At 67.9% G+C, this 12305-nt stretch carries 6 protein-coding genes; 4 read left to right on the top strand and 2 right to left on the bottom strand.

Annotated features, from left to right (window positions below; genetic code table 11):
- Positions 1-27 precede the first annotated feature (27 nt).
- On the top strand, positions 28-621 hold the full coding sequence (locus B551_RS00390; RefSeq protein WP_006576634.1) for an AAA family ATPase: 594 nt from the start codon (positions 28-30) through the stop codon (positions 619-621).
- Positions 622-633: 12 nt separating this feature from the next.
- Here the strand turns inward: B551_RS00390 and B551_RS00385 are convergent, their stop codons facing one another.
- Together B551_RS00385 and B551_RS25040 are read right to left on the bottom strand one after the other, a co-directional pair.
- Complete coding sequence (locus tag B551_RS00385) at positions 634-3630, bottom strand: winged helix-turn-helix domain-containing protein (RefSeq protein ID WP_157071882.1); 2997 nt, start codon at positions 3628-3630, stop codon at positions 634-636.
- A gap of 121 nt (positions 3631-3751) precedes the next feature.
- A complete protein-coding gene (locus B551_RS25040) occupies positions 3752-4801 on the bottom strand; it encodes an AraC family transcriptional regulator (RefSeq protein WP_083492478.1) in 1050 nt (349 codons plus the stop codon).
- Between the two features lie 231 nt (positions 4802-5032).
- On the opposite strand from B551_RS25040, the gene B551_RS00375 reads away from it, so the two are divergent.
- From B551_RS00375 to B551_RS00365, 3 genes are all read left to right on the top strand, one after another.
- Complete coding sequence (locus B551_RS00375) at positions 5033-5881, top strand: hypothetical protein (protein ID WP_157071881.1); 849 nt, start codon at positions 5033-5035, stop codon at positions 5879-5881.
- Between the two features lie 158 nt (positions 5882-6039).
- A complete protein-coding gene (locus tag B551_RS00370) occupies positions 6040-11592 on the top strand; it encodes an AAA family ATPase (RefSeq protein ID WP_023263278.1) in 5553 nt (1850 codons plus the stop codon).
- A 19-nt stretch (positions 11593-11611) separates the two neighbouring features.
- Positions 11612-12280: a response regulator transcription factor gene (locus B551_RS00365; RefSeq protein ID WP_023263277.1), complete on the top strand. Its 669-nt coding sequence runs from the start codon at positions 11612-11614 to the stop codon at positions 12278-12280.
- Positions 12281-12305: the final 25 nt, after the last annotated feature.

The raw sequence follows: 12305 nt of genomic DNA, 5'->3' as shown, positions 1-12305 counted from the left end.
GAGGAAGGAGCAATGTCAGCACAAGACATGGGCCTGACGGGCCGCCATGCCGCCGCCCGCGGCACCGACAATACCGCCCGGTTGATCGTCTTCACCGGCGGCCCGGGCTCGGGCAAGAGCACGCTGATCGATGCGCTCGAGCAGCAAGGCTACGCCCGCTCGGAAGAAGCGGGCCGCGGCATCATCCAGGATCAGGTCGCGATCGACGGCCCCGCGCTGCCGTGGCGCGACCGGCAGGCCTTCGCCGAGGCGATGCTCGGCTGGGAACTGAGGTCCTATCGCATGGGGCAGCGGCAAGCGGGCCCGGTATTGTTCGATCGCGGCGTGCCGGACGTCATCGGCTATCTGCGGCTGTGCGAACTGCCGGTGCCGGAGCATCTGCTGCGGGCCGCCGCCGCGTTTCGCTATCGGCCGCAGGTGTTTATCGCACCGCCGTGGCCGGAAATCTATCGGCAGGACGCGGAGCGCAAGCAATCGCTGGACGAAGCCGAGCGCACCTTTGATGCCGTCGCGCAGGCGTATCGCGATTGCGGCTATACGCTGATCGAACTGCCGCGAGCCGACGTGGCCACCCGCGTCCGCTTCGTGCTCGACAGCATCGGCGCCAGCGCGATCGCCTGACCACCGGCGCCCTCACGCCAGCCGCTTCAACAGGCACGAGGCTGCCTGCAGATCCGCCGTGCCGAATCCCTCGGTGAAGGCTTCATACACCGGCGCCAGCACGTCGATCGCCGGGCCGCGCGATCCGACATCAGCCAGAAGGTCCGCCAGACTCATCGCGCAGCGCAGCGACAGGGACCGGGCGCCCTGTTCGTCGGCCATCGCCAGGCCCGCCCGCATCGATCGCTCCGCGGCCTCGGCATCGCCAAGACGGCGCAGGCGTTCGCCCTCGATCCGCAACAGCTCGGGGGAGATCCACGGTACCACCCCGGTCCGGCCGCGTTCGAAATCCGCCGTCTGGACCAGGTCCGCGTCCAGTGTGCAGAGCGTGTCCCGAAGCGATCGCGGCCAATTTGCCGGAACGTCGGCGTGGTCCACCTCGCCGCGACGACGGCCGAGCACCAGCGCATAGCCTTCTCCGAAATGGCCCCAGAACGTCAGTGCGTACTCCGCCGCGCGTTTGCGCAACAGAGCGGTATAGCGCTCGGCCCGCTCGCCGTCGCCGCTCCAGAACGCCACCGGCCCGCACCCCACCGAGATGGCAAAGCACAGCGACAGCGAATGGTTGATGTTCAGCGCCCGCTCGACCGCTCCTTCCGCATGATCGAGCGCGCTCTCCGGAAAACCCTGTAGCCACAGGATGCGCGCCAGCGTCATCAGCGCCGCCACGCGCTGGTCGAACTGGAAGCCACTGCGCCGCGCGCTGACATTGACGTTCAACGGTTGTGCCAGCACCCGCCGCGCGTGGAAGTTCGCCCTGGCATGCTGGCCCGTGAAATGCATGCTCAGCGTCATCATCCTGTCATGCACCACCGCATCGGCCGGATTGCCGGTCAGCGGAGCCAGCTCCCCGTACTGATTGGCCCGGCGGACGGTCAGCGGATAGTCCCCCAACGAATTGCTGACCAGCCACAGGCCCCATAACGCATGCAGCTGGTCTGGAATCGAATTGGTCCGCTGCGCAAGCTCCAGCGCACGCTCGAAGGTCGCGATGGCAGCGGGTCCTGCACCACGGCTGTTCCACAGTGCATGGCCGTGGGCCTCGCGCACCGCGATCTCGCGAGCGGGGTCGAGCGCGTCCGTACCGGGCAGCAGTTCGAGCAGTCGCTCGACCAGCGACAGGTATTCGGCCATATGGGACAGCGCGTACCACAGCGGCGCGGAGGCGCCGGCCAGCGCGGCGCCGATGTTCAGATCCCCGCGCTCGGACAGGCTCCAGTGCAGCGCGAAGCGAAAGTCGTCGAGCAGGTAGGCATGGCGCGCCAGCCATTCGCCCTGCGGCTGATGCGGCCTCGCGCGTTCGGCCGCGTCGGCGAGCTGCACCATGTGGCCGGCATGCAGGCGCGACACCCTGGCCGTTTCGCCATGGCTTTCCATCTGCGCCAGCCCATACTCGCGCGTGGTCTCCAGCAGCCAGTACTGCGCGACCTCCCCACTGACGTCCGACATCAGCAGCGACTTGCTGACCAGGTTGTAAAGATGCTCGTCGACATCGCCGGCCATCGCGCAACCGTCCATCAGGGCCCTGGCCCCTTCCGCGGTAAACCGGCCACGGAAGATCGACAGGCTTCGCAGCAGGCAGCGCTCCGGTTCGGGCAGCAGCGCATAGCTCCAGTCCAGCGCCGCCCGCAGAGTCTGGTGGCGCGGCAGCGCGGTGCGGCGTCCACGGGTCAGCAGGCCGAGCCGATCGTCGAGATGGGCAGCCACGCCACGCATGCCGAGCCGGTCCACCCCCGCGGCCGCCAGTTCAAGTGCCAGCGGTATGCCGTCGAGCGCGCGGCAAATCCGGCCAAGGGCCGGCAGATCGGCTTCGCATAGCTCGAACGAATCTAGGCTGGCCCTGACGCGCTCGACGAACAGGTCCGCCGACGCATAGCCGAGTGTCTGGTGCACGCTGAGCTTTTCCAGCATGGGAGGTACGCTGAGCGAGCCGAGCCGCTGGACCCATTCGCCGTGGATGCGCAGCGGCTCGCGGCTGGTCATCAGCAAGTGGACGCCAGGCGCGCCTGTCAGCAGCGCCTCGGCCAGTTCCGCGGCGGACTCGATCACATGCTCGCAATTGTCCAGCACGATCAGGACGCGACGGTCCCGCAGATGGGTCAGCAGGACGTGCAAGGATGCCGCACCGGGCGCGAAAATCCCGAGCGCGGCGGTAACGGTGTTGGTGACCAGCGAGGCGTCCTTGAGCGGCGCCAGATTGACGAATACCGCGTGCTGGTCAAACGAAGGGGAAAGCTGCCTTGCCGCGGCGAGTGCGACCGTGGTCTTGCCCATTCCGGCCGGTCCGGTCACCGTGACGCACCGCCGCTGCGGCAGCTCCCGCACCAGTTCGGCGACGACCTCGTCCCGGCCGATCACGCGCGCTACCTGCGCGGGCAGCGGCATCGCCATCGGCGCATGCGGGGCCGGCACGGTGCCTGTTGCCGTGGGTATCGGGCCGCCTGCGCCGGCCATCCCGCCCGCTCCGCCTGCTTCGGAGGCAGTCGTTACCGGCAAATCCGGCGCGCTTCCCGGCGTGACCTGAGCAACGAAGCAGTAGCCCTGCATCGGCACGTTGACGATGTAGCGCTGTGCCTGCCGGCCATCGCCAAGCGCCTTGCGCAGGCCGGCCAGATGGACCCTGAGCGCGCCGGATTCGACGATCACATTTGGCCAGACGCGCGCCATCAGTTCGGCGTTCGGAACGATTTCGCCAGCCCGCTCCACCAGCGTCACCAGCAGATCGAACGCGCGGCTGCCGAGCCGTACCGGCACCCCGCCCTCCAGCAATACGCGCTGACGCGGGAGCAGGCTGAAAGGGCCGAAGTTCAGCGTCGCTTCGGGCGCCATGGCTATGGCCCCTGCCGCGCCATCAGGGCAGCGCCGTTCGCTCCCGGAACAAGGAATTGAAATCGCCCGACCATTGCGTCCCCGACTCGATGACGGCTTCCGGCGCGAAGATACCGTGACGCGGGCGCGCGCCGGAATCACAGCTTTCTATTAGTCCAATCGGGTGAGGCAAAGGCATGCCCGGCGAAAAAGCGGGCGATTGTATGACACATTGCAGGGCGCTCGCGGCGAGCGAGCCGATTCCATGCTCGGCCTCAAGCCGTCATGCGGCCACGGTCATGGCCACGGCCGCGGTGCCGGCGACATCCTGGAATTCGCGCCGATACGCGCCGGGAGTGGTCCCGCGCCTGCTGCGAAACACGCGCAGCAGCTGGTTCTGGTCGTCATATCCGACGGCAGCGGCAATCTCGGTCACCGTCATGCGCGTGGTCCGCAACAGTTCGCACGCGGCCTCGACCCTGCGCTCGACCAGCCATTGCCGTGGCGGCTGTCCGGTGGACATCTTGAAGGCGTGGCAGAAGTGATGGTACGAAACGCCGATCTCGCCAGCCAGCACGCTCAGCGGAATATCCTCGGCGAGATCGCGCGTCATCAGCTCGCAGGCCTTCTTCAACTGATGGGGCGCCAGGCCGCCGCGCCTGGCGCGGAGCTGCCCCTCGACCAGCGTGGAATGGCGCCGCAGGACCTGCAACGCAATCAGGTGGGCGCGACTGTCCATTTCGAGCCGGGTCGGCGCTTCGTCAGGGTCCAGCGCGCGGCGCAAATACACATCGAGCATCGACACAAGCTGAGCATCGCTTCTCATCAGTTGCCCGCAGCAAAGCAAGCCGTCGCAGTCGGCCGCATCGCCGAGCCAGTCCACGGCGACGGTACGCAGAAAGGTGTCGGCCAAATGGAAATGGACGTAGCAGGTCGGGCCGGCCGTCTTCACCCGCAGCGACAGCCCCATCGGGCGGAGCAGGAAGCCGTTCGGCGGCAGCGTTTCGATGATGTGGCCGGACGGCAACACCCGCTGCACGGTGGAGGCCGACAAATGCCACTCCAGGATATGGCCGTCTACAGGCGGCGGTACGGGCGCGGCCTCGCCATCCGCGGAGGACTCCCACACCGTGACCGGCATCAGCCAGCTTGCCCCCCGCCGTGCCTGAACCCGGGCGCCCGGTGACAACGGAGCGCCGCGCCCGGGCACCCCGTTGTCCATCACATGTCGCGGGATGCCGGGCTCGAGCAGCGAGGTCGCGGCGTGGACGGTCGGAGGCGGCGGAATGCGCCTTGCGGCAAGGCCCAACGTGGCGGCTGGCGGCGTATTCATGGGGATCTGTGGCTCAGTGGAGACAGAAATGCATTGCGGTCATTCTTGTCGGCGACTCCGCATAACGCGAGTTAAGACTTGCTAAGAACGCTGCGGGCGCCTGATCCTTCCTGCCCCCACCTCCTGCCGGCCCGCGTCCATGCCGGGCGATTCTTAGCAACGAATAACTCGCCCCTGCCGCACCGCTGGACCAACATCAACGGTGTCCCCGCGGCACTGCCTCACCCAACCATGACCGCCGAACCCTTTCGAGCCCTGCTCCTGCCATTGACCCTGGGCGCGCTACGCCTGCGACACCGGCTCTTCATGGTCGGCGCCCCGGCGGACCCTGTCCGCTGCGCCCGCCAGGCCGACAGCCACGGAACCGCCGAAGGCCGATTGAGGGTCTGCGCGCTGGCCGACGGCGCGCTGGCCGGACAGGGTCATCCGCTGACAACGGGGATCGCCTGCGCCAGCGAGGTCAATGGCTGGCTCGAGACCACGCGTTCGATCCATGCGGCAGGCGGCATTGCCGTGGCGCGCATCGGCGCATCGGCCGGTGCGGTCGGCTTGCCGCTGAACGAGGACCAGATCGATGCGGCGCTCGACGCGTACCGTACCGCGGCGGAGCAGGCCATCGACGCGGGCTTCGATGGGGTCGAGCTTGCCGCGACGCTCGGTACGTGGCCGGATCGGATCGGCCGGACGTCGGCCGACAGCGGCTTCCTGCGCGACGCGGTCCAGGCGCTGCTGAACACATGGCCGCCGGGCCGCGTCGGGCTGACCTTGAGCCTGCCGACGACGGCGGCGGAACTGGCGCGTGCGCAGGCGGCCGTACGCGCGGTCGGCACCGAAGCCCTGGCCTATGTCCACCTTCAGGCCACAGGGTCCGGCCACGCCACCTGTTGCCAGCCGTTCGCGGCGGGCGTCCGGCTCGCGCATCGTGGCGGCCTGATCGTCAGCGGCCACTGGACCGACCGCCTTGCCGCGACGGCGATCGCCAGCGGCAGGATCGACGCCGCCGGGTGTCTCGGCGCAGCGGCAGCGCCTCCGCGCCCTGTCCAAGGGCCCGCAGGCAACAGCATTTGGGCCCGCACGTAAATCATGGCTTTGTATGATGTCGAGCGGCATACCGCGGGCTGGATAGTCGGCACGGTTCGCGCGATCATATGGCACCCCGACGGCCGCGCTGGCCGCGGCTACACGACTACGCGGACCAGTCCGACAAGGGAGACAGGACGTGCACGGAGATCGTCGCGATGCATGACCCGCGCCCAGCTGGCGACTGGTTCGGCGGCCACATCGAACTGCTGTCCGACGAGCCCGATCGCCGGATCTATCGCGGACACCCCTCCCCTGCGAAGCCCCTTGCATCTGCGCTGCTGGTGGTCGAAGCGGTCGGCCGCCCCGGCCGCAAGCCGGATTGCGCCCGCCTGCGCCACGAAGACCGGCTGAAGGAGCGGCTCGATGGCGAATGGGCGGTCGTTCCGCTTGCCTTCGTCGAGCAGAGCGGCGCACTGCTGCTGCACGATCCGGGCGGCGACATCGCGTCGCGGCTGGCCGGGCCGGCGCTGGCCATCGAGCGATTCCTGGCCATCGCGATCGCGCTGGCCACCGCCGTTTCGAAGATGCACCAGGCGGGATGGCTTCACCGGGATATCCGTACGGGAAACGTCCTGTTCGATGCGGCGACGGGCACCGCCCGCCTGACCGGCTTCGGCATCGCGGTGCCGCCCGGCCAGGATCCGGGAGACGAAGCCCCAACGTTCGGCACGTTCGCCTATATGGCACCGGAGCAGACCGGCCGCATCCATCGGCGCGTCGACCAACGAAGCGACCTGTACTCGCTGGGCGTCACGCTTTACGAACTGCTCACGGGCACGTTGCCCCTGACCGCATCGAGCCCGGCGGAATGGATCCATGGCCATCTGGCCAGGCAACCGGCTCCGCCCATGCACCGGCGTGAATCGGTGCCGGCGCAGCTCTCCGACATCGTGATGAAACTGCTCGGCAAGAGCCCGTGCGACCGCTACCAGAGCGCGAGCGGGCTGGCATCCGATCTTGCCCGTTGCCTGGCGCAATGGGAGGCCGACCGGACGATTCGGCCGTTTCCCCCCGGGGCGGGCGAATCGCCCGAACGATTCCGCTTCCGCGAAGGACTCTATGGCCGCGACGCCGAGCTGGCGCAGCTCGAAGCCGCTTATGCCGACGTCGCCAATGCGGGCGAGCGCCGGGTGGTGCTGGTCTCCGGCTATTCCGGTATCGGCAAGTCCGCGCTGATCGACGCGTTGCGCAAGACCCTCGCGGCATCGACCGCCCCCTTCGCGATCGGCAAGTTCGACCAGTACAAGCGCGCCGAGCCGTACACAGCCGTGGCCCAAGCACTCCAGCCTCTGGTCCGCGAGCTGCTCGGCAAGACCGAGCATGATCTGCAGGCCTGGCGTGCGCCGCTGCAGGCGGCGCTGGGCGGCCATGGCGGCCTGATCGTCGACCTGATCCCCGACTTGAAGCATCTGCTGGGCCCGCAGCCGGAGATCTCGGAGCTTTCCGGCACCGAGGCGCGCGCGCGCTTCCTGCGCGTGTTCCGCAGCTTCATCGGGGTATTCGCCCGTCCCGGGCATCCGCTGGTCCTGTTCCTGGACGATCTGCAGTGGCTGGACACCGCGACGCTGGACCTGTTTCGCGACCTGGCAACGCATCCCGACATGGCCAACCTGCTGCTGATCGGCTCGTACCGCAGCAACGAAGTGGAAGGCCGGCCGGAACTCGCCAGCCTGCTCGATGAACTTCACGCCCAGCCCAGCCCGCCGCTGGATATTTCGCTGCGCGGCATCGGCAAGGCGCAGGTCGCGCAGATGATCGCCGACGCGGTGAAATGTCCTGTCAGCGCGGTGTCCGCACTGAGCGCGTGCATCCTGGACAAGACTGGCGACAATCCGTTCTTCATCGTGCAGTTCGTCGCCGCGCTGGCGGACGATGGCCTGCTGGTCTATGACGTCCCGAGCCGCGGCTGGGGCTGGGACCTCGAGCGAATTCGCCGGCGCGAGATCGCCGACAACATCGTCGGTCTGATGGTCGAGCGTTTGACACGCCTTTCCGAGGCGTCGCTCCACGCGGTCACGGTGCTGGCCTGCATGGGAAGCCGGACGCCGGCGTACAAGCTGGCCATAGCACTGTCGGCCAGCGAGAAGGACGTCCGCCGCCATCTCGAGGAAGCGATCGCGCTCGGACTGGTGCTGCGGTATTCGAGCGAGTACGCCTTCGCTCACGACCGCGTCCACGAGGCCGCCTATGCGCTGCAACCGGATGCCGCCAGGAGCCAGATGCATCGGCGCATCGGGATGCTGCTGCTGAACAACACGACGGACGGAGATCTCGACGACCACCTTTTTGAGATCGTCGGCCATCTGAATCGCGGCGGACCGATCTCGGCGGCGCAACGGCCGCACGTTGCGGCGCTGAATCTGCGCGCCGGCCGCAAGGCAAGGGCCTCCACCGCTTACGCGGCGGCATGCGACTACCTGGCGACCGGCCGCGCTCAACTGGCCAGCGCCGATGAACGCGATCAGCGCGCCCTGGCATACGAGCTCGCGCTCGAACATGCCGAATGCCGCTTCCTTGCCGGCGGCGTGGCCGAGGCAAAGGCCATGATCGGCGAGCTGTTCACGCTCGCCCGCACCGAACTGGAGATCGCCGCGGCCAATCGCCTGAAGATCGAGTTGCACATGGTCAGCTCGGAGAACGATCTGGCCGTCGACACGGCGGTCGCGGCACTGAACCGGCTCGGCATCCCGCTGGACGCCCATCCCTGCGCCGACGACGTGCACCTCGCCCTCGAATCGGCCTGGCGCCGGTTCGACGAGCATGCCGTGCGGTCGATCGCCGGCTTGCCGGCCATGACCGATCCGCTGCGGCTGATGTCGATGCGGCTGCTCGCCGATACGTGGCCGGCGGCCAGCTTCACCGACTTCAGGCTGGCCATTGTCGTGGTCTGCAACATGGTGACGCTGAGCCTCGACCATGGATCGGCCCGCTCGTCCAACCAGGGATTCGCGCTGTTCGGATTGCTGATGGGCCCCGCGCTGGGGCGCTACCGCGAGGGATATCGCCTGGCCCTGGACGCATGCGAGCGGGCCGCGCAAGCCGCCCAGGCCGCCACCAGCCGTGAAACTTCCAGGACGTTCAATACGATGGCATTGACGGCGGCCTGGACGCAGCCGCTGGAGAAAAGCGCCGAATGGTCGCGCCTGGCCTACCAGAAGGGCATCGAGGCGGGCGACATCTATTTCGCCTGCTTCTCCGCCTTCCACTGCGCCATCCATCGGTTCATGCAGGGCCGCGATCTTGCGGAGGACGCCCGGATGTGCCTTGCCTACCTCGGTTTTGCGCGGGAAACCGGATTTCAGGACGGCATCGCGCTGCTGACGACACTGGAGCGCACCATTGCCTGCCTGCGCGGACAGACCCGTAGCCTGACTGACTTTACGGGTGACGACTTCGACGGCGCCGCGTTCGAAGCCGACGTCCGCGGACCGCGGCTGAATGTCGTCTCCCAACTCTACTGGACGTCGATGACCATGCTGCTCTATTTGGCCGGCCAGTACGACGCGGCGCTCGCGGCATCGAAGCGATTCCAGCAAGGGCCGCCCGGCCAGATCCACCTGGTCCGCCATCTCGAGTACCGGTTTTATACCGGGCTGGCCGCCGCGGCCGCCTGGAATTCGGCACCCGAGGAGCGGCGTCCGGCGCTGCGCGCGCAGCTCGACGAGCACTATCTGACGATCCGCAAATGGGCCGCCGAATCGCAATCGCGCACCTTCACCGACAAGCACCTGCTGCTGGGCGCCGAGATCGCCCGGATCGAAGGTCGCACGCTGGAAGCCGGCCAGCTGTACGAACGCAGTGCACGGGCCGCCGGCAAGAACGGATTCAGGCATGTCCTGGCGCTGGCGGCCGAGCTGGCCGCGCGCTTTTACCAGGAGCGAGGGCTCGAACGCATCGCGGCCATCTACCTGCACGACGCCATCGAGGCCTACTGGCAGTGGGGCGCCCGGGCCAAGGCGGATCAATTGCAACGTGCCCATCCGATCGCCAGTCGATTCACGGCGGATGCAGCGGAGCCGGCTCCGACGGCAATGATGCCGCTGCACCAGTTCAGCTTTGCCGATTTCGTCAAGCGGCCGTCGCCGGTCAACGACGATTTCGCGCTCGACAGGCTGCTGGTGACGGTGATGCGTGCCGTGCTCGAGTCCACGGGGGCGCAATGCGGGGCGCTGCTTCGCCTGCATCATTCGAACGAGGTGGAGACCATGGCTTCGGCCCGCTTCGCCGCGGACGGCGTGGCGGTCGACCTCGGCAATGGCGACGCGCCGCGGCGCTGGCCCGAAGCGATCCTCCGGCATCTGGTCAAGCGCGGCAAGACGTTGATCGTGGACGATGCCCGCGGCGACGAGCGGTTTGCCGGCGAGCCGGCCGTGGCCCGCCAAGGCCTGCGCTCGGTCCTGTGCCTGCCGATAGCGGGCTTCGGTGGGCAGATGACCGTGCTCTATCTCGAGCACAACGACACCCCGGGCGCATTCCGCGCGACGCGGCTCGACATCCTCGAGATACTGGCCACGCATGCTGCCGCCGCGATCGAGAACGCCAGACTGTATGCCGAGCTGGAAAAGCGGGAAGCGCGGCTGCGGCTGCTGGTGGAATCCGACGTCATCGGGATCCTGTTCTGGGACCTGAATGGCAACGTCACCTACGCCAACGATGCGTTTCTCGCGATGACAGGCTATGACCGGTCCGATGTCGAGCGGGGCGGCATCAGCTGGCGCGAGATGACCCCGCCGGAATGGCGAACCCAGATGTCGGCAAAGCTGCAGCAGCTGCGGGAAACAGGCGCGATGGCGCCTTGGGAGAAACAGTACATCCGCAAGGACGGCACGCGCGTCCCGATCCTGATCGGCGCGGCCATGTTCGACGAAGCGCGCAGCGGCGTCGCCTTCGTGCTGGACCTGTCGGACCGCAAGGCCGCGGAGCAGCGGGCGCTGGACAGCGAAAGGCGCAGCCGCGAGCTGCATGTCGAGCTCGCCCATGCCAACCGCCTCGCCACGATCGGCCAACTGTCCGACTGGATCGCGCACGACGTCAAGCGTCCGCTCGCGGACATCGCCGCCAGCGGCATGGCGGCACTGGCCGAGCTGGCGGCAGAAACGCCGCACCTGGACAAGGCCCGGGATGCGCTGCAGCGCATCGTTGGCGGCGGCATGCATGCGGCCGAAGTCCTTGACCGGACACGGGAACTGGTCAGGAAGGTCGCTCCCGCCGCGGAAGCGGTCGATATCAATGAGGTGGCTGCCACGACGATCTCGTTGATCGCGCCGGAGGCGGTCCGCAAGGGCATTGCGATCGAGACCACGTTCGGCCGCTCGCCGATGCGGCCCACCGCGGACCGGGTACAGCTGCAGCAAGTCATGCTGAACCTGCTGGTCAACGCGATCGACGCCATGAGCGGCGCGTCCGAGGCCGCCCGCACATTGACGGTGCTGACGGACGGCGATCATCCGGACGGTTATCTGATCGAGGTTCGCGATACTGGCCCCGGCTTTCCGTCGCTGAACGGCCGCGACTGCTTCGACGCCTTCGTCACGACCAAGCGCGGCGCGCTCGGCATGGGCCTGTCGATCTGCCGATCGATCGTGGAAGCGTTCGGCGGCCACATCGCGGCGACGTCGAACCGGCCGCATGGCGCCATCCTGCGCGTGGTGCTGCCACGGGCCGCCACCGAGACCGGTGCGCCGCAGGGCGCGCCGCCGCCACAATGACAACCGCCATGGAACGGACATGAATCGGGACAGCACAGTATTCGTCATCGACGACGACCCGTCGGTACTGGAAGCCACCACGGACCTGTTGAAGTCCATGGGGATGGGCGTGGTGGCATGCCGGTCCGCGCAGGAGTACATCGCCTGCGAGCGGCCGCAGACGCCGTCCTGCCTGGTTCTCGATGTCAGGCTGCCGGACGTCAATGGCCTGGACCTGCAATGCGAGCTGGCCGGCGGCGCGCATCCGCCGATCGTATTCATCTCCGGCCATGGCGACATCCCGATGACGGTGCGCGCGATGCGCGCCGGTGCCATCGACTTCCTGTCCAAGCCGTTCAGCGACGATCAACTGGTTACCGCCGTGGCAGCCGCGCTCGCCAAACACCGGCAGACGCTGGCACAGCGCACCGAAGTGGCGGACCTGCTCCGGCGCCATGCACTGCTGACACCCCGCGAGCGCGAAGTCTTCGCATTGGCGGTCAGCGGCCTGCTGAACAAGCAGGCGGCGGCGCAGCTGGGCATCAGCGAAGTCACGCTGCAAATCCATCGGCGGCAAGTGATGCGCAAGATGGCCGCCGGCTCCTTCGCCGAGCTGGTTCGCATGTCGGTACAGCTCAATGCCTTCGGCTGCCAGGACGTCGCGCCGGTTCGACGCGGCAATCCGCAGGCGGACCATTCCCGCGGATAGCGGCCGGCTGGAAAAGCAAAGGTAA

The sequence above is a fragment of the Cupriavidus sp. HPC(L) genome (assembly GCF_000307735.3).
Lineage (GTDB): Bacteria > Pseudomonadota > Gammaproteobacteria > Burkholderiales > Burkholderiaceae > Cupriavidus.
This window is presented reverse-complemented; position numbering and strand designations above follow the sequence as displayed.